Here is a 23,902-nt window from a genome sequence, read left to right as displayed (position 1 = left end):
CCGCGCCAATGGATCATACCGGACGCTTCCGCATATTCTTTTTGGCGTTTCTCATATGAACCAGTCGTATTCCGGCCACGCATCGCCGTGGCGTCTTTTCGTCCCCAAAATGTACACGGTTCTGCGCGAGGGGTACCGCCTCGGCGATCTTAAAAGCGATGTTCTCGCCGGGCTGACGGTGGCCATCGTCGCCCTCCCCCTGTCGATGGCGTTGGCCATCGCCTCAGGGGCGACACCGCAACAGGGGCTGTTCACCGCCATCGTCGGCGGGTTCATGATTTCCTTTTTCGGCGGCAGCCGTTTTCAGATCGGCGGGCCGACCGGGGCCTTCGTCGTCGTCGTCTTCAATGTCATTCACCAATACGGATATGGCGGACTGGCCCAAGCGACCGTTATCGCCGGCATCATTTTGATTATTTTCGGCCTCGCCCGTTTGGGCGCGTATATCAAATATATCCCCTATCCGGTCGTCACGGGGTTCACATCGGGCATCGCCGTTATCATTTTTTCAAGCCAGGTCAAAGATTTACTGGGTTTGCGTCTGGCCGATGTCCCGGCCGAATTTATCGCCAAGTGGGACGCCTTTTATCATGCCGCCGCCACCGCCCAGGCGGCGCCCATCGCCATATCCGCCGGGTGCCTGGCGCTGATCGTGGCGACCCGCCGCTATGCGCCGAAACTCCCGGCCTTTCTGATCGCCGTCATCGCGGGCGCATTGGCCGTTTGGGTCTGGGGGCTGAACGTGGAGACCATCGGCAGTAAATTCGGCGCCCTTCCCCAGACCCTGCCGACGCCGTCATGGCCCACTTTCACGTTCGCGCGGGTTCGCGAACTCCTGCCCACCGCGTTCACCATCGCCTTTCTTGCCGGCATTGAATCGCTCCTCAGCGCCGTCGTCGCCGACGGCATGACGGGGCGCCGACATCGTTCAAACTGCGAACTGGTGGCCCAAGGCATGGCGAATATCGGGTCGGTCCTATTCGGCGGAATCCCGGCGACGGGCGCCATCGCACGCACCGCCACCAACATTCGTTCCGGCGGACGCACCCCCGTCGCCGGGGTCGCCCACGCCCTGTTCATCCTGCTGTTTGTTCTCTTCCTATCCCCGCTGGCCTCATACATCCCCTTGGCCAGTCTCGCCGCGGTGCTGGTCGTCGTCGCCTGGAACATGAGCGAGTTCGAACACTTCAAATCCCTGATGAAATCCCCCGCCGGCGACCGGGTGGTCCTGATCACGACCTTTTTATTGACCGTTTTGGTCGATCTCACCGTGGCGATCGGTGTCGGCGTGGTGTTGGCCGCGATCCTGTTCGTTCATCGCATGGCCCTGGCCGTCGAAGTCGAAACGAAAACAAAACTGCTCGCCGAGGATGTCGATGATTTATCCGCACCCCGGCTCGCCCCTTACCAAGGCCCGCCGGATCTTCCCGAAACGATTGAAGTCTATCAAATCAACGGACCTTTCTTCTTTGGCGCGGCGACGCTGCTCAGCGACGTCCTCGACCGTCTGCGCCACCCGCCCCGGGTGATGATCGTGCGCATGGGCAACGTCCCCATGATCGACGCCAGCGGCGCGGCGGCGCTGACGGCGTTCATCGATAAATGCCGAAAACAAAACACCATCGTCCTTTTATCGAACCTGAAGACGCAACCCCGCCGCTTGATCGAAAAAATGTGCGCAAAAGACATCGAACGCGGCGACGTGCGCCTCGCCGAAAATTATGCCGACGCCCGCGCACAGGCCCTAGCCTACGTCGCGGATGGGAAATAAACCGCCCATCTCCAGGGCAAAGGCGCACCAGATTAGTAGGTCCTGACCCTAAACCGTTTGTTCCTTGGTCTTGTGAAAGACGATATCGGGAAAGTCTTCCTGGGCCTTGTTCAAATGCCAGGCGTTGCGCGCCATGAAAACCGACGCGCCGTCATGATCTTCGCCCATGGCGGCGCGGTTGGCGTCGAAAAAGGCCTTCATAGCCCGATCATCCACCGCTTCGACCCATCGCGCGGTATACAGTTCGGTTTGTTCGAAATGGACGCTGACTTCATATTCGGTGCGGATACGGTCGGCCAGGACCTCGAACTGCAGAGGACCGACGACGCCCACGATCCAATCGGCCCCAAGCGCCGGTTTGAAAACGCGCGCCGCGCCTTCCTCGGCGATCTGTTGCAGGGCCCGACCGAGGTGCTTGGCTTTCAAGGGATCGTCGGGGCGGGCCTTTTGCAAATATTCGGGGGCAAAACTGGGAATGCCGGTAAAATACAGGTCCTCGCCCTCGCTCAGGGTGTCGCCGATGCGCAGTTGGCCATGATTGGGGATGCCGATGATGTCTCCGGCAAAGGCTTCTTCGGCGACCTCGCGGTCCTGGGCCAAGAACATCACCGGATTGTGCATATTCATGATCTTGCCCGAGCGTACGTGTTTAAGCTTCATGCCCCGCCTGAAATGCCCCGAACACAAACGCATGAACGCGATGCGATCGCGGTGTTTGGGGTCCATGTTGGCCTGAATTTTAAAAACAACCCCGGAAACCTTGGACTCATCGGGAACAACCATGCGGTCGCGCGACGGCTGCGGGCGGGGCGAAGGCGCGGTCTCAGACAAACCACTCAACAGTTCGCGAACCCCGAAATTGTTGATCGCGCTGCCGAAGTAAACCGGCGTCATATGCCCTTCCAAATACGACTGCGTGTTGAAGGGGGGGCACAGCCCGCGCACCATGTCCACTTCCTCGCGCAGTTTCGCCACCGCGTGGGCGGGAAGCAGTTGGTCGAGTTTAGGGTCGTCCAAGCCCTCGCACACGACGCCGTCGTCCGGCACGTCGCCCTTGCCGCGCGCCATCAAAATCAAACGATCGCGGAACAGGTCGTAACAGCCCAGAAATTCGCGCCCCATCCCGATCGGCCAGCTCGCCGGCGTCACGTCCAAGGCCAGGGATTGCTCGATTTCATCGAGAATATCGAAGGGATCTCGGGATTCCCGATCCATCTTGTTGACGAAGGTGAACACCGGCATATCACGCAGGCGGCAGACTTCGAACAATTTGCGCGTCTGCGACTCGATTCCTTTCGCGCCGTCGATCACCATCACCGCCGAATCGACGGCGGTTAGCGTTCGATAGGTATCCTCGCTGAAATCTTCATGGCCCGGCGTGTCGAGAAGATTGAAGGTGGTGTTCAGATAATCGAACGTCATCACCGACGAGGCCACCGAAATGCCGCGCTCGCGTTCGACCTTCATCCAGTCCGAATGGGCGCGCCGGGAATCGCCACGCGCCTTGACCGCACCGGCCAACTGAATGGCGCCGCCGAAAAGCAGCAGTTTCTCGGTGAGAGTCGTCTTTCCCGCATCGGGATGGGAAATAATCGCGAATGTGCGGCGCTTTGAGATTTCGTCGGTCAGCGGACTCATGAATATGCCTTCGTCGGTTTCAATGGACCCTCCCGGTCCCTCTTCGGCGGCACTTTAATTTCTTTGTTCAAAATAACCAGGAAAAAGACCGCCCCTTTCTCGCACGGAACGCGCAATCATCCGATGGGTGTAAAAATAGCGCGCTTACCCCATTTACATTTTTACGAGTAAAAACTATTATCCGCGCATCCTACGGCGACATGACGCCAGTTGCGCACCACGGTCGTGGGTCAGATCATCATAATTTGCAAAAATTCAGTAGGTACAAACCATGCCCAATAATTTGGCGATGCGTGGCACGCCGGCTCTTAAGGAAGATCACCATCGCGCGGAAGATCGCCGTGGGAGTGAGCGTCGCGGTGAAGACCGCAGAATGAATAATGATCGCCGCGCCTATCGCGACGGAAATTTTAGCGGTATCGAACGGCGTTCACGAAATCGGCGCATGACCGAAGATCGCAGGGAGGACGGCAACCGTCGCCTGGGTCAAGACAGGCGAAAATAATCACCTCGTTGACGAGAACGCCTAGCGTCCCCCTGTCCACCGGGAACGTCGCGTCGCGCGCGGAATCCGGTCGATGCGGAAACGACGGCGCCGTCGTTCACGGTTTGATATGCCGCCACCAGGCCTTCGCGTTGATGGAAAAAACGGGAAGGTAGTGGTGGATTGTGCTGGCCTGCACGACCTGCCGGATTTGATTGTCGAGCACCAATGTTTTCCCTTTGAAAAACACAACCAACACGGCGTGGCCAATTTTAAGATTAAGATCTTTCAACGCGACCACGCGCAAGTCGTCTTCCTTGAATCCTAAGAACTTCAATGAGATGTATTTGGCGATCGCGTAATCTTCACAATCGCCGAAACGCGCCATGAACTCGTTGGGGGTTTCCCAGTAGTCCTGCACGCCCCAATTTTGCATATCGGTGATATAGGGGGCGCGGTTCATGTAGCTGTTAACCGCCTTGATTTGCGCCAATGGTGGCTTGCCGCGTAGGTCTTTTAAAAAGGCCATCCATTTTAAATAATTACATTTGTTCAATTCCGTCGCGCCACAAGGCGTTTTCTTTTTTATCGCCATCTCCCTGGAAAAGCGCGCCAAGGCGCCATTCCATTTTTTAAACGGTTTTAGGTTGGTTGACTTTACCTCCCTGGTGCCGAAAAAACTGGGCTGGGATTGGATCGCTTGAGCATCGTGGGCGGCGACGAAAACACAGGTGAAACACAAAAAAAACAGGGCGCCACGGGCCAGCGCGCGCGCGGAGAAAGCCGCCATGAAGGGTAATATCATTTCACGTTTCACAATCTCAACACGCTTCACATACAAAACAAACAGATCATACCGGCAACGCCCCCTGATCACCCTCGCATACAAATACCGACTTCCTATGAAACCTACCTGGGGTTACAACATCGTCAAAGCTTTTTCAGCAAATGCCCACAAACGTCAAAACACAACTATGGGCTATGCGGAGACCTCCTTTTCTCCTTTGCGTGCAAGGCGATATCCGCTAGATTCAAGATAATTTCCGTTTTCACCAGGAGGCCGATGTGCCGGTAAAGGATGCCGTAGAACGCGACAAGGCTAGCGATAAGGCTACGCGTCAGTTGGAAAGCGTGAACCGCCCCATCAATACAAGGATGGCGGTGATTTTTATATCTATGGGGCTGGCGATTGCCATCGCGGTCTTTTTCGCCTTCAAGTTCGTGCAAAACGAAAGACAACGCACGCTTCAAGAGTGGCAAATTCGTTTAGGTATCGTCGCCGACAGCCGCTTGGCCGAAGTCAACGCCTGGCTCGATCAAAACTTTAAGGTCATGCGCGAACTGGCGGAAAACGCGTCATTACAGCTGTACATGTCGGAACTATCGGCCGCCGGAAGCGATCCAGCGGCCAGGGTGGATGTCGAGGCTCAAGGGACGTATCTGCGCAACATGTTGACCGCCACGGCGGAACGGAACGGTTTCGTTCCTCCCGTCGCCGCGGCTCAAATTTCGGCCAATGTCGAGCGGGTTGGCATCGCCGGGATCGGCCTCACCGACGCCAAGGGCGCTCCTCTTTCGAGCACCAGTTCCATGCCGCCCATTACCGGCAAACTACGTAAAGACATCATCAAGGCGCTTACCGGCGAACCGGTTCTGATCGACGCCTACATCGGCGCCAGCAATTTGCCGACCATCGGCTTTGTCCTTCCCATCTACGGCATCCAAGATGACCCGACGGGCCCGGCCGGATTGGGGACGGTGGTCGGTATCCGGGTCTTGGACAGCAGTCTTTTTTCTCATCTCGCTCAGCCCGGAGAAACAACTAAAACGGCGGAAACCGTCATTGTCCGGCGCGAGGGAAACACCGTTCAGTATATTTCCCCTCTGGGCGACGGCACCAAACCGCTCAAACTTTCTTTGGCCATGACAACGCCTGACTTGGCGTCGGCTTACGCCCTAAAGAATCCCGGAGGTTTCGCCATAAAGCGCGATTACGCCGGCAATGATGTGCTGGTCGTCTCACGCAAAATCGCCAACACGCCTTGGATTTTGATACGGAAAATTGACGTCTCCGAGGCGCTGGCCTCCAGTGAGACCCGCCTAAAAACCCTCCTCACGGTTTTTGTGCTCATTATCATCGGTGTCACAATCACGATTATCGCCGTGTGGCGCCATGGGAGTTCTCTGCGCGCCGCGCAAGCCGCCGAAAATTTTCGCATATCTTCGGAGCGCTTCAAAAATATGTCGCGCTTCATGAACCTGATTTCCAACAGTCAACCGACCGCGATCATCGCGGTCGATGCCAACGGTCAATATACCTACGTGAACGAACTCGCCGCCCACGAAGCCAAACTTCCCTCCGAAGATATCATCGGCAAGACCATGGCCAGCGTGATGGGGCCAAACAAAGCCGCCGTTTATGAAGAAATCAATGCGCAAATTCTTAAGAATTTTGAAAAAAACAAAGATCCCGATGCGTGCAGGGAACAACACATACAAACCTTTGGTGACGAGGACGATGAGGTCCATTTCCGGGTGATCAAATCCGATCATATCCCCCTTGTGGGGGATCGCGATTACCCCATGGGCATTTTGATGATCCAAGAGGATATTACCGCGCTCACCCGCGAACGACGGCGTTCCGAGAAAATGCTTCGCCAGTTGATCGACACCCTGCTCAGCGTTGTCGATCGCCGAGATCCTTTCTCCGCCCACCATTCTTTGCATGTCGCACAGGTTTCCAAAGCCATCGCCGAAGAAATGGAAATTTCTCCTCTTGAAACGAAGACGGTGGATATCGCTGGAAGCCTGATGAACCTAGGAAAAATTTTCATTCCCCCGGAGTTGTTGACCAAAACCGGGAACCTAAGCGACGAGGAACGGAAAGTCGTTACCAACAGTTACCTGGTCAGCGCCGACTTGCTTCAAGACGTCACGTTCGAAGGGCCCGTCGTGGAAACCATCCGTCAACTCGGCGAAACCTGTGAGGGAACCGGACCCTTGGGATTGAAACAGGAGGGGATCCTGGTGACGGCGCGCATTCTCGCCGTCGCCAACGCCTTCGTCGCCATGATTAGCCCGCGCGCCTATCGCGACGCCATGACGTTTGAAAAGGTTTCGAACATTCTCCTCGAAGAAACCGGGACAAAATTCGACCGTAGATCGGTCTCCGCCCTGATCAATTACCTTGAAAATCGCGGCGGTAAGGAAAAATGGGCGCATTACCGCGATAAACCCGCCGCCACATCGTAGTAACCTTCCCTACGGTAGGCAACCGCAGGAAAACGGGCCTTCTTGAAGAGTCAAGAAGGCCCGTTTCATTAAGATGGCTGCCTCGTCCATGCGCGTGGCGAGGCTTGACATCATCCCTGATGATGGTGGTCGAGGGTCACCGACATGTTGTCGCCGCTCTCGGAAACGCTATAGCCGTGTCCCGACGCCAGATCCTGATTGTCCGCCATTTTCACGCCGTCCAAGGTTACCGATACATCAGGCGCATCCTTGCCGCCGAACGAAACCACGACATCTCCCGCATCATTTGCGCTAAAGCTCAGATGTTCGGCGTTAAATTCCTTCCCCTCAAATACCAGTGTGTTGTGATCGGTCATGATGTCGGTGATGATATCCTTGCCGCTGTCGGCGTTAAAGATAAAGGCGTCATTTCCGCTGCCGCCGGTCAGTACGTCATTACCTGCCCCGCCGCTAATAACATCGTTACCGGCCCCACCGCTGATGACATCGTTACCGGCGCCTCCATCGATGAGGTCATTGCCGCTCCCACCGTTAATCGTGTCGTTTCCGCCACTGGCCCACAGCACGTCGTTCCCGGACCCTCCGTCGATCTGAACGTTGCCGTAATCGTAATGCTGGCTGGTCAGATCGACGACATCATTGCCCGCGCCCGCTTCAATATGCTCGATCCCTGAAATTCTAGGCCCGTTCGACGGGGACGCACTATGGCTATCATCCAGGAACAATGCATCGTTTCCGTCGGTCATCTTCAGCGTGTCATACCCCTCGCCGCCGTGAAACACGTCATGGCTCTGGTTTTCACCAGCGATATTAACAAACTGCCCACTACCTTCATGGCCGGGGCTGCCCACGTTGAGTGCGCCATAATGATGACTCCAGTTTCCATCGTCGGAATACATCAACGTATCGTTACCGCCACCGCCGCTCAGCAAGTCGGCGCCGTGTCCGCCATCGAGGACATTCGCCCCACCATCGCCAACCAGGGTATCGGAGCCGTCGCCACCGGTCAGAACCGCGCCGTGATCGGCGTTGGGGACATCGACATTCAAGGTCGTCAGCGTTGTCGCCGAACTGCCGCCATCCGCTTCCGTCGAGGTGGCGGAAATATCCAGCGCGAAATTATGCTCGACATTGTCGTTCACGGTCAGCGTCAGCCCGGACAAATCGTGTTGCGTGAGTGTCCACGATCCGTTGCCGTTGTCCGTTCCCGCGCTCAGATGCGCACCGTCCGGAACCCCTGAAACGGTGACGTTTGAAAGCGTCTCGGAACCGTCGGTGTCGGTCAGTATCGTGTGGATAGCGAGATCGTAAACATACCCGCCTCCGGCATGGCCGTGGTTATGCCCGTCATCGACGGAGGGATTCGAACCTAAGAGCTGATCCGCGCCGTATTTTCCGTCCAAAAATTGGAAATACTCAACCCCCTTCACATTGTCCGTGCCACTGTCCAAAAGGCCGCCGTTCACGTGCTCGACAATAAAAGCGTGATTATTTCCTTGTCCATGATCTGAGATGACGTAGTCGCTACGGTTGCCCGGAAGGACCATGGTATCGACGCCGTCTCCACCTCTCAGCGTATCGTTTCCGCTACCGCTGACAAGGATATCATTACCGCTACCGCCCTCTATTTTATCGTTTCCGCTACCGCCGACAAGAATATCATTACCGCTGCCGCCCTCTATTTTATCATTACCGGCTCCTCCGTAGAGGATATCGTTCCCGGATCCTCCGTCGATTTTATCATTACCGCCCTGGCCGTAAATGATGTCATCCCCGGCTTTGGCGTAAATATGCTCGTTTTCTGAGGTTCCGACAAAGAAGTCGGCTGAGGTCGTTAAAACATGATGCTCGCCGCCCGATCCTTGTCCACCGTCGTGTCTTCCGTGATCGTGATGATTTTCGTGATCATCGTGATCTTCATGATCATCGCGATCGTCATCGGCGGAATGATCGCCATGATCATCCGATATTTCCGACGGAGAACCTAGCTCGGCCGTAACGATCGGCGCATCCGCAACCGCGTCTACGGACACATGAAGCGTGCCGTGGGTGTCGCTAACCGACCCGCCATCTATCGACGTCGCCGTTACCGATAGGTTAAAGTCCACATCGGAATTATGCGGAGGAACGATACTCAAGTTATCGAGTTGAGCCGGTGTCAATACGGCTTCTCCGTTAACGACGGATATCGTATCCGTCCCCGACATCAGATGCGCACCGTCCGGAACTCCGCCGATGGTCACCGACAGGCTCTCCGAGCCGTCCGTGTCCGTCAGCGCCGCCTGGACGTTGAGCGCGATCGCGTGATCCTCAAGACCCGTCGCCGGCGCAACCGTCACGTCCGGCGCGTCCGCGACCGGCGTCACCGTCACCGCGACGTTGCCGCTCGTCGCCCCGCCGTCCGTCGAGGTCGCCGATACGCTCAAATCAAGCGTACCGCTGTAGTCGTGCGGCGGCGTCAGGCTCAGACCGTTCAGCTGACCCGGGCTCAGCGTCCACGTCCCGTCGCCGTTGTCCGTTCCCGCCGATAGATGCGCGCCCGACGGAACCCCGCCGATGGTCAGCGAGGACACCGTCTCCGTGCTTCCCGGCACCGTCGCCCCGATGTGCAGCGCGATCGCCGTGTCTTCCGATCCCGTCGCCGGCGTCGTCACCAACGCGGGCGCGTCCGCGACCGGCGTCACGCTTACCGTCAGGCCCGCGTTCGTCGTCGCCGTGTCCGCGCCGTCCGTCGCCGTCGCCGATACGCTCAGATCGATGTTCCCGTTGAAGTCCGCCGGCGGCGTCAGGCTCAGACCGCTCAACTGGCCCGGGCTTAGCGTCCACGTCCCGTCGCCGTTGTCCGTCCCCGCCGATAGATGCGCACCGTCCGGAACTCCGCCGATGGTCACCGACAGGCTCTCCGAGCCGTCCGTGTCCGTCAGCGCCGCCTGGACGTTGAGCGCGATCGCGTGATCCTCAAGTCCCGTCACCGGCGCAACCGTCACATCCGGCGCGTCCGCGACCGGCGTCACCGTCACCGCGACGTTGCCGCTCGTCGCCCCGCCGTCCGTCGAGGTCGCCGATACGCTCAAATCAAGCGTACCGCTGTAGTCGTGCGGCGGCGTCAGGCTCAGACCGTTCAACTGACCCGGGCTCAGCGTCCACGTCCCGTCGCCGTTGTCCGTCCCCGCCGATAGATGCGCACCGTCCGGAACCCCGCCGATGGTCAGCGAGGACACCGTCTCCGTGCTTCCCGGCACCGTCGCCCCGATGTGCAGCGCGATCGCCGTGTCTTCCGATCCCGTCGCCGGCGTCGTCACCAACGCGGGCGCGTCCGCGACCGGCGTCACGCTTACCGTCAGGCCCGCGTTCGTCGTCGCCGTGTCCGCGCCGTCCGTCGCCGTCGCCGATACGCTCAGATCGATGTTCCCGTTGAAGTCCGCCGGCGGCGTCAGGCTCAGACCGCTCAACTGGCCCGGGCTTAGCGTCCACGTCCCGTCGCCGTTGTCCGTCCCCGCCGATAGATGCGCACCGTCCGGAACTCCGCCGATGGTCACCGACAGGCTCTCCGAGCCGTCCGTGTCCGTCAGCGCCGCCTGGACGTTGAGCGCGATCGCGTGATCCTCAAGTCCCGTCACCGGCGCAACCGTCACGTCCGGCGCGTCCGCGACCGGCGTCACCGTCACCGCGACGTTGCCGCTCGTCGCCCCGCCGTCCGTCGAGGTCGCCGATACGCTCAAATCAAGCGTACCGCTGTAGTCGTGCGGCGGCGTCAGGCTCAGACCGTTCAACTGACCCGGGCTCAGCGTCCACGTCCCGTCGCCGTTGTCCGTTCCCGCCGATAGATGCGCCCCGTCCGGAACCCCGCCGATGGTCAGCGAGGACACCGTCTCCGTGCTTCCCGGTACCGTCGCCCCGATGTGCAGCGCGATCGCCGTGTCTTCCGATCCCGTCGCCGGCGTCGTCACCAACGCGGGCGCGTCCGCGACCGGCGTCACGCTTACCGTCAGGCCCGCGTTCGTCGTCGCCGTGTCCGCGCCGTCCGTCGCCGTCGCCGATACGCTCAGATCGATGTTCCCGTTGAAGTCCGCCGGCGGCGTCAGGCTCAGACCGCTCAACTGACCCGGGCTTAGCGTCCACGTCCCGTCGCCGTTGTCCGTCCCCGCCGATAGATGCGCACCGTCCGGAACCCCGCCGATGGTCACCGACAGGCTCTCCGAGCCGTCCGTGTCCGTCAGCGCCGCCTGGACGTTGAGCGCGATCGCGTGATCCTCAAGACCCGTCACCGGCGCAACCGTCACGTCCGGCGCGTCCGCAACCGGCGTCACCGTCACCGCGACGTTGCCGCTCGTCGCCCCGCCGTCCGTCGAGGTCGCCGATACGCTCAAATCAAGCGTACCGCTGTAGTCGTGCGGCGGCGTCAGGCTCAGACCGTTCAACTGACCCGGGCTCAGCGTCCACGTCCCGTCGCCGTTGTCCGTCCCCGCCGATAGATGCGCGCCCGACGGAACCCCGCCGATGGTCAGCGAGGACACCGTCTCCGTGCTTCCCGGCACCGTCGCCCCGATGTGCAGCGCGATCGCCGTGTCTTCCGATCCCGTCGCCGGCGTCGTCACCAACGCGGGCGCGTCCGCGACCGGCGTCACGCTTACCGTCAGGCCCGCGTTCGTCGTCGCCGTGTCCGCGCCGTCCGTCGCCGTCGCCGATACGCTCAGATCGATGTTCCCGTTGAAGTCCGCCGGCGGCGTCAGGCTCAGACCGCTCAACTGACCCGGGCTTAGCGTCCACGTCCCGTCGCCGTTGTCCGTCCCCGCCGATAGATGCGCACCGTCCGGAACCCCGCCGATGGTCACCGACAGGCTCTCCGAGCCGTCCGTGTCCGTCAGCGCCGCCTGGACGTTGAGCGCGATCGCGTGATCCTCAAGACCCGTCACCGGCGCAACCGTCACGTCCGGCGCGTCCGCAACCGGCGTCACCGTCACCGCGACGTTGCCGCTCGTCGCCCCGCCGTCCGTCGAGGTCGCCGATACGCTCAAATCAAGCGTACCGCTGTAGTCGTGCGGCGGCGTCAGGCTCAGACCGTTCAACTGACCCGGGCTCAGCGTCCACGTCCCGTCGCCGTTGTCCGTCCCCGCCGATAGATGCGCACCGTCCGGAACTCCGCCGATGGTCAGCGAGGACACCGTCTCCGTGCTTCCCGGTACCGTCGCCCCGATGTGCAGCGCGATCGCCGTATCTTCCGATCCCGTCGCCGGCGTCGTCACCAACGCGGGCGCGTCCGCAACCGGCGTCACGCTTACCGTCAGGCCCGCGTTCGTCGTCGCCGTGTCCGCGCCGTCCGTCGCCGTCGCCGATACGCTCAGATCGATGTTCCCGTTGAAGTCCGCCGGCGGCGTCAGGCTCAGACCGCTCAACTGACCCGGGCTTAGCGTCCACGTCCCGTCGCCGTTGTCCGTCCCCGCCGATAGATGCGCACCGTCCGGAACCCCGCCGATGGTCACCGACAGGCTCTCCGAGCCGTCCGTGTCCGTCAGCGCCGCCTGGACGTTGAGCGCGATCGCGTGATCCTCAAGACCCGTCACCGGCGCAACCGTCACGTCCGGCGCGTCCGCAACCGGCGTCACCGTCACCGCGACGTTGCCGCTCGTCGCCCCGCCGTCCGTCGAGGTCGCCGATACGCTCAAATCAAGCGTACCGCTGTAGTCGTGCGGCGGCGTCAGGCTCAGACCGTTCAACTGACCCGGGCTCAGCGTCCACGTCCCGTCGCCGTTGTCCGTCCCCGCCGATAGATGCGCGCCCGACGGAACCCCGCCGATGGTCAGCGAGGACACCGTCTCCGTGCTTCCCGGCACCGTCGCCCCGATGTGCAGCGCGATCGCCGTATCTTCCGATCCCGTCGCCGGCGTCGTCACCAACGCGGGCGCGTCCGCAACCGGCGTCACGCTTACCGTCAGGCCCGCGTTCGTCGTCGCCGTGTCCGCGCCGTCCGTCGCCGTCGCCGATACGCTCAGATCGATGTTCCCGTTGAAGTCCGCCGGCGGCGTCAGGCTCAGACCGCTCAGCTGGCCCGGGCTTAGCGTCCACGTCCCGTCGCCGTTGTCCGTCCCCGCCGATAGATGCGCACCGTCCGGAACCCCGCCGATGGTCACCGACAGGCTCTCCGAGCCGTCCGTGTCCGTCAGCGCCGCCTGGACGTTGAGCGCGATCGCGTGATCCTCAAGACCCGTCACCGGCGCAACCGTCACGTCCGGCGCGTCCGCAACCGGCGTCACCGTCACCGCGACGTTGCCGCTCGTCGCCCCGCCGTCCGTCGAGGTCGCCGATACGCTCAAATCAAGCGTACCGCTGTAGTCGTGCGGCGGCGTCAGGCTCAGACCGTTCAACTGACCCGGGCTCAGCGTCCACGTCCCGTCGCCGTTGTCCGTCCCCGCCGATAGATGCGCGCCCGACGGAACCCCGCCGATGGTCAGCGAGGACACCGTCTCCGTGCTTCCCGGCACCGTCGCCCCGATGTGCAGCGCGATCGCCGTATCTTCCGATCCCGTCGCCGGCGTCGTCACCAACGCAGGCGCGTCCGCAACCGGCGTCACGCTTACCGTCAGGCCCGCGTTCGTCGTCGCCGTGTCCGCGCCGTCCGTCGCCGTCGCCGATACGCTCAGATCGATGTTCCCGTTGAAGTCCGCCGGCGGCGTCAGGCTCAGACCGCTCAACTGACCCGGGCTTAGCGTCCACGTCCCGTCGCCGTTGTCCGTCCCCGCCGATAGATGCGCACCGTCCGGAACCCCGCCGATGGTCACCGACAGGCTCTCCGAGCCGTCCGTGTCCGTCAGCGCCGCCTGGACGTTGAGCGCGATCGCGTGATCCTCAAGTCCCGTCGCCGGCGCAACCGTCACGTCCGGCGCGTCCGCGACCGGCGTCACCGTCACCGCGACGTTGCCGCTCGTCGCCCCGCCGTCCGTCGAGGTCGCCGATACGCTCAAATCAAGCGTACCGCTGTAGTCGTGCGGCGGCGTCAGGCTCAGACCGTTCAACTGACCCGGGCTCAGCGTCCACGTCCCGTCGCCGTTGTCCGTCCCCGCCGATAGATGCGCACCGTCCGGAACCCCGCCGATGGTCAGCGAGGACACCGTCTCCGTGCTTCCCGGCACCGTCGCCCCGATGTGCAGCGCGATCGCCGTGTCTTCCGATCCCGTCGCCGGCGTCGTCACCAACGCGGGCGCGTCCGCGACCGGCGTCACGCTTACCGTCAGGCCCGCGTTCGTCGTCGCCGTGTCCGCGCCGTCCGTCGCCGTCGCCGATACGCTCAGATCGATGTTCCCGTTGAAGTCCGCCGGCGGCGTCAGGCTCAGACCGCTCAGCTGACCCGGGCTTAGCGTCCACGTCCCGTCGCCGTTGTCCGTCCCCGCCGATAGATGCGCACCGTCCGGAACTCCGCCGATGGTCACCGACAGGCTCTCCGAGCCGTCCGTGTCCGTCAGCGCCGCCTGGACGTTGAGCGCGATCGCGTGATCCTCAAGTCCCGTCACCGGCGCAACCGTCACGTCCGGCGCGTCCGCAACCGGCGTCACCGTCACCGCGACGTTGCCGCTCGTCGCCCCGCCGTCCGTCGAGGTCGCCGATACGCTCAAATCAAGCGTACCGCTGTAGTCGTGCGGCGGCGTCAGGCTCAGACCGTTCAACTGACCCGGGCTCAGCGTCCACGTCCCGTCGCCGTTGTCCGTCCCCGCCGATAGATGCGCACCGTCCGGAACCCCGCCGATGGTCAGCGAGGACACCGTCTCCGTGCTTCCCGGCACCGTCGCCCCGATGTGCAGCGCGATCGCCGTGTCTTCCGATCCCGTCGCCGGCGTCGTCACCAACGCGGGCGCGTCCGCGACCGGCGTCACGCTTACCGTCAGGCCCGCGTTCGTCGTCGCCGTGTCCGCGCCGTCCGTCGCCGTCGCCGATACGCTCAGATCGATGTTCCCGTTGAAGTCCGCCGGCGGCGTCAGGCTCAGACCGCTCAGCTGACCCGGGCTTAGCGTCCACGTCCCGTCGCCGTTGTCCGTCCCCGCCGATAGATGCGCACCGTCCGGAACTCCGCCGATGGTCACCGACAGGCTCTCCGAGCCGTCCGTGTCCGTCAGCGCCGCCTGGACGTTGAGCGCGATCGCGTGATCCTCAAGTCCCGTCACCGGCGCAACCGTCACGTCCGGCGCGTCCGCGACCGGCGTCACCGTCACCGCGACGTTGCCGCTCGTCGCCCCGCCGTCCGTCGAGGTCGCCGATACGCTCAAATCAAGCGTACCGCTGTAGTCGTGCGGCGGCGTCAGGCTCAGACCGTTCAGCTGACCCGGGCTCAGCGTCCACGTCCCGTCGCCGTTGTCCGTTCCCGCCGATAGATGCGCGCCCGACGGAACCCCGCCGATGGTCAGCGAGGACACCGTCTCCGTGCTTCCCGGTACCGTCGCCCCGATGTGCAGCGCGATCGCCGTGTCTTCCGATCCCGTCGCCGGCGTCGTCACCAACGCGGGCGCGTCCGCAACCGGCGTCACGCTTACCGTCAGGCCCGCGTTCGTCGTCGCCGTGTCCGCGCCGTCCGTCGCCGTCGCCGATACGCTCAGATCGATGTTCCCGTTGAAGTCCGCCGGCGGCGTCAGGCTCAGACCGCTCAACTGGCCCGGGCTTAGCGTCCACGTCCCGTCGCCGTTGTCCGTCCCCGCCGATAGATGCGCTCCGTCCGGAACCCCGCCGATGGTCACCGACAGGCTCTCCGAGCCGTCCGTGTCCGTCAGCGCCGCCTGGACGTTGAGCGCGATCGCGTGATCCTCAAGTCCCGTCACCGGCGCAACCGTCACATCCGGCGCGTCCGCAACCGGCGTCACCGTCACCGCGACGTTGCCGCTCGTCGCCCCGCCGTCCGTCGAGGTCGCCGATACGCTCAAATCAAGCGTACCGCTGTAGTCGTGCGGCGGCGTCAGGCTCAGACCGTTCAACTGACCCGGGCTCAGCGTCCACGTCCCGTCGCCGTTGTCCGTTCCCGCCGATAGATGCGCCCCGTCCGGAACCCCGCCGATGGTCAGCGAGGACACCGTCTCCGTGCTTCCCGGTACCGTCGCCCCGATGTGCAGCGCGATCGCCGTGTCTTCCGATCCCGTCGCCGGCGTCGTCACCAACGCGGGCGCGTCCGCGACCGGCGTCACGCTTACCGTCAGGCCCGCGTTCGTCGTCGCCGTGTCCGCGCCGTCCGTCGCCGTCGCCGATACGCTCAGATCGATGTTCCCGTTGAAGTCCGCCGGCGGCGTCAGGCTCAGACCGCTCAGCTGGCCCGGGCTTAGCGTCCACGTCCCGTCGCCGTTGTCCGTCCCCGCCGATAGATGCGCTCCGTCCGGAACCCCGCCGATGGTCACCGACAGGCTCTCCGAGCCGTCCATGTCCGTCAGCGCCGCCTGGACGTTGAGCGCGATCGCGTGATCCTCAAGACCCGTCACCGGCGCAACCGTCACGTCCGGCGCGTCCGCGACCGGCGTCACCGTCACCGCGACGTTGCCGCTCGTCGCCCCGCCGTCCGTCGAGGTCGCCGATACGCTCAAATCAAGCGTACCGCTGTAGTCGTGCGGCGGCGTCAGGCTCAGACCGTTCAACTGACCCGGGCTCAGCGTCCACGTCCCGTCGCCGTTGTCCGTTCCCGCCGATAGATGCGCGCCCGACGGAACCCCGCCGATGGTCAGCGAGGACACCGTCTCCGTGCTTCCCGGTACCGTCGCCCCGATGTGCAGCGCGATCGCCGTGTCTTCCGATCCCGTCGCCGGCGTCGTCACCAACGCGGGCGCGTCCGCGACCGGCGTCACGCTTACCGTCAGGCCCGCGTTCGTCGTCGCCGTGTCCGCGCCGTCCGTCGCCGTCGCCGATACGCTCAGATCGATGTTCCCGTTGAAGTCCGCCGGCGGCGTCAGGCTCAGACCGCTCAGCTGGCCCGGGCTTAGCGTCCACGTCCCGTCGCCGTTGTCCGTCCCCGCCGATAGATGCGCTCCGTCCGGAACCCCGCCGATGGTCACCGACAGGCTCTCCGAGCCGTCCGTGTCCGTCAGCGCCGCCTGGACGTTGAGCGCGATCGCGTGATCCTCAAGACCCGTCACCGGCGCAACCGTCACATCCGGCGCGTCCGCAACCGGCGTCACCGTCACCGCGACGTTGCCGCTCGTCGCCCCGCCGTCCGTCGAGGTCGCCGATACGCTCAAATCAAGCGTACCGCTGTAGTCGTGCGGCGGCGTCAGGCTCAGACCGTTCAACTGACCCGGGCTCAGCGTCCACGTCCCGTCGCCGTTGTCCGTTCCCGCCGATAGATGCGCCCCGTCCGGAACCCCGCCGATGGTCAGCGAGGACACCGTCTCCGTGCTTCCCGGTACCGTCGCCCCGATGTGCAGCGCGATCGCCGTGTCTTCCGATCCCGTCGCCGGCGTCGTCACCAACGCGGGCGCGTCCGCGACCGGCGTCACGCTTACCGTCAGGCCCGCGTTCGTCGTCGCCGTGTCCGCGCCGTCCGTCGCCGTCGCCGATACGCTCAGATCGATGTTCCCGTTGAAGTCCGCCGGCGGCGTCAGGCTCAGACCGCTCAACTGGCCCGGGCTTAGCGTCCACGTCCCGTCGCCGTTGTCCGTCCCCGCCGATAGATGCGCACCGTCCGGAACTCCGCCGATGGTCACCGACAGGCTCTCCGAGCCGTCCGTGTCCGTCAGCGCCGCCTGGACGTTGAGCGCGATCGCGTGATCCTCAAGTCCCGTCACCGGCGCAACCGTCACATCCGGCGCGTCCGCGACCGGCGTCACCGTGACGCTCCCTTGGGAAACGGCGGAAACACCGCCTGTGGTCGTCGCCGTCACGCTTAAGGAAAGATTTCCCGAATAATCCTGAGCGGGTGTCAAGGTTAGGCCGGCGAGTTGCGCCGGGCTTAGCGTCCAACTGCCATTCCCGTTGTCGGTACCCGCCGATAGATGCGCGCCCGACGGAACCCCAGTAATCGTAATTTGAGCTATGGTGTCCCCACCGCCGGGCACCGAGGCGTGAACAGAGAGAGGAATCGGTTTATCCTCGCTACCGCTCGCCGAATCAACGCTGACCGCCGCGACGGCCGGCGTTGTCGCCGTCGCCGTAGGCGTCGGGGGCGTCGGAGGCACATAGGGAGCGCCATTTCCACCCGGCTGCGGAGCGGCGCTGGGTCCGTTCGTGGTCGGCGGCGATGGCTGCGTTTCCGGGCCGGAAGGTACCTGCGAAGCCGGCCCCGGAGCGAACGCCGGTCCCTGATCGGTGGGAACAACGACCCCGCTGGGATCGCTTTGCAACGGGGAAATCGAGCCCAAGCCAACGCGTGAACCGTCTTGGGTGATGGATATATTTTCTGTTTGCGGCTGTCCGGCTGTTGGTCCCGCCGCCGTTTGAAAGCTGGCGAGATCGGTTGCGTTGGCGTCCGCGGCAACGGGCGCGCCATGATGATTAGGGGCATCCTGTCCGACCGCGGCGAAATCAGCGATACCATGATCACTGGAGATCACCTGGGTCTGCAGACCAAAATCATTCACATTTTCGAATTGCAGGGGGAGGCTTCGTAATGCGGCGCCAAACTCGTTCATAAGAGACTGGTTGTCGAGAATGATCGGCTGCGAAGGGGCCAGGTTGAAGCTTGTCAACGTGGTGTATTCGTTGGTGCCATTCAACACCGCGGTCCCACCCGCGTTGTGAACGACCACCTCTCCGACGAAGCCGTCCGACTCCTGCATGAGAACAACATGCAAGTTATGCCCATCGCCGAGGTCCAGGCCGACTTGGGTGCCGCGAATGCCGATAGTGCCGACCGGTGTATTCAAAGCCATCGCATCGGGGTTTGTCTTGGCCACTTGTCCGCTGACAAAGGTAAAAACGCCTTGGACTACGGAAAGCGAAACCGACCCGTCTTGAGTGCCCGGATCGTAAACCATTTCATCGAGCACCATGCGCCCGTTATCGGCCATGGAAAAAGTGGTTTCATCCGCCAAAATGACCCCGATAGCACCGTGTGCGCCCGTCTCCAAGATATCGCCTTGGAAAACAGGGGATCCCGGGTGCAGTTCGACACGGGTGCCGTCGGCGTGAATGGCGACAACCGTGCCTGCGACTTTTTCGACCTGCCCGATCGGTTGGTGCGCCACCCCTTCGCCGGCCTGCGCCGTCTGTCCGGGCGCGCTAGGACCCGCCAGCCGCGCCGCCAAATCGCCGGGAATATGGACGCCCGAATTAGAAACCAGTTCGGGGGGATGTTCGGTTTCGAAATAACCACGGACCGTAACCTGAACGCCATCGGGCCACGTCATCACGAGATCCGCGCCGTCCTGACCGAACGTCGCGAGTGAAGGGTTTAAACCATCCGGAACAAGCACTTGGGGGGTACCAGCAGAATCAACGACATAGGTCGATGTCGCCTCACCGGCGCCTACGGATCCGGCGGAGTCGGTCGTTGTAACCATACCTATAGTCCCTTCGTCGAATGGATTCCCTCAAGAACCACCCACTTGGGCCGCCTATGTAGAGCACACGGCGCTGCGCGCCTTGCATAATGAGCACTTTTATAGCGCTTCTATTATACTTACCTATATAGACAGCCTTGAGCTGTTGTCAACAACATGAGTAAATAACGCATAAAATCTTATTAAATTTTACCCGACTTAGCAGTGATCGTCATCACAGTATCGTGAAGATGCGCTAAAATCGTATATTAAGGGTATTACAAAAATAAAACTTGCGCCGCACGGTCATAATTTCCGTACGGCCTCGATGGAGGAGAAGGCGGCGTTCCGTCCATGAAATACATATCATCTCAGTTTCACCACATTCCCACTTTTTTCATACGTTACGGGATATTTTTACTTCTGTTTCTATCCCCGGTGTTTCTATCCCCGGCGAGAGGCGCAAATTATAATGATGGGCTGCGTGCCGTGCACAAAGACGATTGGTCGCGCGCCCTCGCCAACTTCCGCCCTCTGGCCAAAGAGGGGCATGCCGGCGCTCTGTTCAGTCTCGGCCTAATGTATCAGAAGGGACGCGGCGTTAAGGTCGATTATAATCGCGCCTTGGAGTATTATCTGCGCGCCGCAGTCAAGGATTACGCGCCGGCGCAAAACAATATTGGCACGATGTATCAGGAGGGCCTGGGCGTTCGACGTAATTTCAAGGAGGCGATACGCTGGTACACCCTGGCCGCACGCGCGCACTTAAAGGCCAAGCTGAACTTGGCGCAGATATATGCGAACGGCATGGGGGTGAAGCGCGATCCTGTCATCGCCGCAAAATTGTACACGTTATGCGCAAAAGAAAATAACCCCTTTTGCGCCTTTTTCCTGGCTCAGGATTACGAAACGGGCGTGGGGGTGGCAAAAGACCTTAAGAAGGCCATCACGTATTACAAAATATCGGCGATCAATGGGGACGAAAAGGCCTTGAAAAGACTCAAGGCGTTGGGCGTCGAGACATCCACGTTAAAGATCAAAAAGAAAAACTGAGCGCCAAACGCCGCCCCCGCGGCGACTTCTCACGGAGCAATTTCCTACAAGACCATTACCTCGCGAGAGAGGAGGGCTCGTGAGGGCGACGGAGGGACGTTCCGGCAAGGAACCTCTTCCCCGCCGGACGTTGTTATATGGCCGCCCAAGGTTACATCGCGCCCAAGTTCTCGCGCGCCTTGGCCATGGCTTCGTGCAAAATCGGCTCCTTGAGGGTGATTGTCGGCTCGTTGAACATGACATTCTTCATCCAGTCGAAGCCCAGGCGCAACAGCACCTTGTCATCCGTTTTCAGAATTTCAACAGCCTCGGGATCGATCTCATAGGTTTCCAGAAACTTGGTATCGAAAACGAAGCTGCGAAAACCGTCAACGTTGGTTGAGACCAGGAAGAACATCTGCTTGGTCTGGGGCGCGATATCCTTACCGCCCGGTCCGCCAAGGTTTTTCCATGACGCCATCTTCATTAGAATGTCCATCCATCCCCGATTGACATCGTCGTATTCCTCGATCCCCTGCTCTTTGCGATAGGCGGCGACGGTTTGGGTTTTGTCTTCATTGTGGCCGCAGCAATGCTGTTCGCGCACGAGAAAGAAAAAATCCTCTTTTTCGTCGGCGCCCTTGGGCTTCACCGAAGCCAAGCCCAGCGGATAGTAGCGGCATGTCGCCGGGCGGTGTTCGTATACGGAGCACCCTTCCTCGGTCAAAAACTGACATGCGCCCTTGCCGTCGGCGTCCGACATTTTCAGTTTGGCGACGGGAAGGTCCGCCCGGTCCCACATGCCGGGAACGGTATATGTCTTGAGAAATTCCATCGGGCGGATATCCAAATGGGCGCACAGGCGCAAAATGTCATTGGGCGTCAGCGTAATATCGGCGCCATGACAACAATCGTTCCAGCACGAGACCCCCTGATGGCAGCGGAAGGTGAACTCGTCATCCTGCCTAAGGCGCACCGGCATCACCGGATTGGCGCTATCGGGGACGCGCACGGCGTCGATAATTTCGACCTCGGTCTCCTTGTCCAAGCGGGCGAGATCGGGATTGTCGGAATTGTCTAGGCGACTCATATCGATATTTTTCCTTACTTTCGCGCGTGAATAGGGCCGCCAATACGAGGACGAGCAGGCCCTTACGCGCCGAGATACCGAAAAGAAAGAAAGGCGAAAGGGGTCGGAACGAACCGACCCCCAACACCACTGTCAAAACCGGGCCGCCCGAAGACGGCCCGGAAGGAACGGCGAAGGCTTAGTGCGCCTGACCGCCATAGGTTTTTTCGACCAAGTCCTTGTGCGGGACTTTCTTCATTTCCCATTCACCCGTTTCCGGATCGTGGCGGGAATTGACGAAGCACTTCCAGTTCTCTTCGTCCAGATTCGGGAAATCCGTGCGATAGAAGAAGCCGGGATAGCGGGTCTCTTCGCGGAACAGGATGTGGCGCAGATGGGATTCCGCCGCCCACAAGCGGTGGTAGTTTTCCCAGGCCCGCATCAGTTCGTGCAGATCCTTAGCGCGCAAGTTTTTGGAATCTTCCTTCAACATGCGCAAGTGATCCAGGCCGATTTCCAACATCACTTTGTTGGTCTGATAGTAGGTCGAGGTACCCGCGACATATTCGTCCATGTACTTCTGCAAGCGCATCTGGAACATTTTCGGCGTGATGTAGAACGGGTTGACGTCCTCGGCGGTGGTTTTATCTTTGTGTTCGAAATAGTTACGAACCGGCAGATAAATTTCCTCGGCGATGGCATGAATATCGCCCTTGAGGGCCGGCTTGAAGTCGGCGTGGTCCTTGCAGAACCGCACCATTTCCTTACCCGCAATACGCCCTTCGGTGTGCGAACCGGAGGAGAACTTATGGCCCGAGGCGCCAACGCCGTCACCGGCGGTGAACAGACCGTTGACCGTGGTCATGCGGTTGTAGCCCCACTGCCATTCCGCCGGCGCGATATCGCTGGGACCGGAGACCCAGATGCCGCAGCAGCCGGAATGTGACCCCAGAAGATACGGTTCGGTCGGCATCAGTTCGGACTTAGTCTCTTCCGGACGGATGTTCATGCCTGCCCAGTGGCCGGCCTGACCGATGCACATGTCGAGGAAATCCTCCCAAGCTTCCGCTTCGAGATGCTTGACTTCCTGCGGCGTCATGGTCTCGGACAGCTTGGCCATCGCCGTCGGGGTGTCCATGAAGATCGGACCGCGTCCATCCTTCATTTCTTTCAACATGGCGTGGTTACGCAGGCAGGTCGGGATCACGGCCGCGGTATCGTAAGGCGCGAAATCCTTCAGCATGTCGGCGTTTTTGGTCATGTAATCTTCGCCGAAGCCATTGGTCGCCTTCGACTTGAAAAGCAAGAACCAAGCGCCGACGGGGCCATAGCCGTCTTTGAAGCGGGCGGGGACGAAGCGGTTTTCCATCATCGTCAATTCGGCGCCGACTTCCGCCGCCATGGCGTAGGTCGAACCGGCGTTCCACACCGGATACCAGGTGCGGCCCATGCCCTCACCCATCGAACGGGGACGGAAGATGTTCACACACCCACCGGCGACGTTAAGAATGGTGTTGGCCTTGAAGACATACAGCTTGTGCTCGCGAACGCTGAGACCGACGGCCCCCGCGATACGATTGTCTTCGTTGGCGTCGAGCAGCAGTTTGACGATGAAGACGCGTTCCATGACGTTTTCGATGCCGATGGATTTCTTCGCGGCCTCGGAGACGATGGTTTTATAGCCTTCGCCGTTGATCATGATCTGCCATTTACCGGAACGCACGGGCTTTCCACCGTCGGCTAAGGCGACGCCTTCGGTTTCCTTGCTTTTCCAGACCGGCAGGCCCCACTCTTCGAACAGGTGGACGGTGCCGTCAACGTGGCGGCCGACGTCATAAACCAGATCGTCGCGGGTAATGCCCATAAGATCGGCGCTGACCATGCGGCAATAATCTTCCGGCGAATTGTCGCCGAGATAAGTGTTGATCGCCGAAAGGCCCATCGCCACGGCGCCGGAGCGGTCCATCGCGGCTTTATCGACCAAGGTGATCTTCAGGTCGTCGCCGGCCCAACGCTTGGCTTCGAAAGCCGCGCCGCAAGCCGCCATACCACCACCGACGAGCAAGATGTCGGTTTCCACTTCGATAATTTCGGGATTACCGAAAGTACCTTCACTCATAGAACTGTCTCCCTGATAAAGCGGGTACCTGCGTCACGGCGCGGGCCTACCGCTAAAAAAATATGCCGAACCGAATACGTTAAAACGGTCCGTCGGG

The 23,902-nt window shown here is 61.3% G+C and carries 8 protein-coding genes; 3 read left to right on the top strand and 5 right to left on the bottom strand.

The genetic code is table 11. The features are described 5' to 3' along the window. Window positions 1-55 precede the first annotated feature (55 nt). Complete coding sequence (locus P3M64_RS01165; protein WP_132939660.1) at window positions 56-1,771, top strand: SulP family inorganic anion transporter; 1,716 nt, start codon at window positions 56-58, stop codon at window positions 1,769-1,771. A gap of 48 nt (window positions 1,772-1,819) precedes the next feature. On the opposite strand, the gene P3M64_RS01160 is transcribed toward P3M64_RS01165, so the two are convergent. Together P3M64_RS01160 and P3M64_RS01155 are read right to left on the bottom strand one after the other, a co-directional pair. Then, window positions 1,820-3,409 carry a peptide chain release factor 3 gene (locus P3M64_RS01160; protein ID WP_132939661.1) on the bottom strand — a complete coding sequence of 530 codons (1,590 nt, stop codon included), beginning with the start codon at window positions 3,407-3,409 and terminating at the stop codon, window positions 1,820-1,822. Between the two features lie 602 nt (window positions 3,410-4,011). Continuing rightward, entirely contained in the window at window positions 4,012-4,683 is a 672-nt protein-coding gene (locus P3M64_RS01155; RefSeq protein ID WP_165886369.1) for a transglutaminase-like cysteine peptidase, read from the bottom strand. Between the two features lie 371 nt (window positions 4,684-5,054). Between P3M64_RS01155 and P3M64_RS01150 the strand changes: the two genes are divergently transcribed. Then, entirely contained in the window at window positions 5,055-7,145 is a 2,091-nt protein-coding gene (locus tag P3M64_RS01150; RefSeq protein WP_165886370.1) for an HD domain-containing phosphohydrolase, read from the top strand. 110 nt (window positions 7,146-7,255) lie between these two features. Here the strand turns inward: P3M64_RS01150 and P3M64_RS01145 are convergent, their stop codons facing one another. Next, complete coding sequence (locus P3M64_RS01145; protein WP_276157047.1) at window positions 7,256-19,606, bottom strand: tandem-95 repeat protein; 12,351 nt, start codon at window positions 19,604-19,606, stop codon at window positions 7,256-7,258. Window positions 19,607-20,074: 468 nt separating this feature from the next. On the opposite strand from P3M64_RS01145, the gene P3M64_RS01140 reads away from it, so the two are divergent. Then, complete coding sequence (locus P3M64_RS01140; protein WP_165886401.1) at window positions 20,075-20,638, top strand: tetratricopeptide repeat protein; 564 nt, start codon at window positions 20,075-20,077, stop codon at window positions 20,636-20,638. A gap of 151 nt (window positions 20,639-20,789) precedes the next feature. Here the strand turns inward: P3M64_RS01140 and P3M64_RS01135 are convergent, their stop codons facing one another. Beyond that, window positions 20,790-21,707 (bottom strand): YkgJ family cysteine cluster protein, encoded by a 918-nt coding sequence (locus P3M64_RS01135; protein ID WP_132940005.1) that lies wholly within the window; start codon window positions 21,705-21,707, stop codon window positions 20,790-20,792. Window positions 21,708-21,885: 178 nt separating this feature from the next. Continuing rightward, window positions 21,886-23,805: an adenylyl-sulfate reductase subunit alpha gene (aprA, locus tag P3M64_RS01130; RefSeq protein ID WP_132940006.1), complete on the bottom strand. Its 1,920-nt coding sequence runs from the start codon at window positions 23,803-23,805 to the stop codon at window positions 21,886-21,888. Window positions 23,806-23,902 lie beyond the last annotated feature (97 nt).

The sequence above is a fragment of the Varunaivibrio sulfuroxidans genome (assembly GCF_029318635.1).
In the GTDB taxonomy this organism is placed as follows: Bacteria; Pseudomonadota; Alphaproteobacteria; order Rhodospirillales; family Magnetovibrionaceae; genus Varunaivibrio; species Varunaivibrio sulfuroxidans.
This window is presented reverse-complemented; position numbering and strand designations above follow the sequence as displayed.

What these genes read in the sequence shown, in the direction of transcription:
- P3M64_RS01135 (WP_132940005.1), bottom strand. Translation starts at nt 21,707, where the DNA reads ATGAGTCGCCTAGACAATTCCGACAATCCCGATCTCGCCCGCTTGGAC.
- P3M64_RS01165 (WP_132939660.1), top strand. Translation starts at nt 56, where the DNA reads ATGAACCAGTCGTATTCCGGCCACGCATCGCCGTGGCGTCTTTTCGTC.
- aprA (WP_132940006.1), bottom strand. Translation starts at nt 23,805, where the DNA reads ATGAGTGAAGGTACTTTCGGTAATCCCGAAATTATCGAAGTGGAAACC.
- P3M64_RS01145 (WP_276157047.1), bottom strand. Translation starts at nt 19,606, where the DNA reads ATGGTTACAACGACCGACTCCGCCGGATCCGTAGGCGCCGGTGAGGCG.
- P3M64_RS01160 (WP_132939661.1), bottom strand. Translation starts at nt 3,409, where the DNA reads ATGAGTCCGCTGACCGACGAAATCTCAAAGCGCCGCACATTCGCGATT.
- P3M64_RS01155 (WP_165886369.1), bottom strand. Translation starts at nt 4,683, where the DNA reads ATGGCGGCTTTCTCCGCGCGCGCGCTGGCCCGTGGCGCCCTGTTTTTT.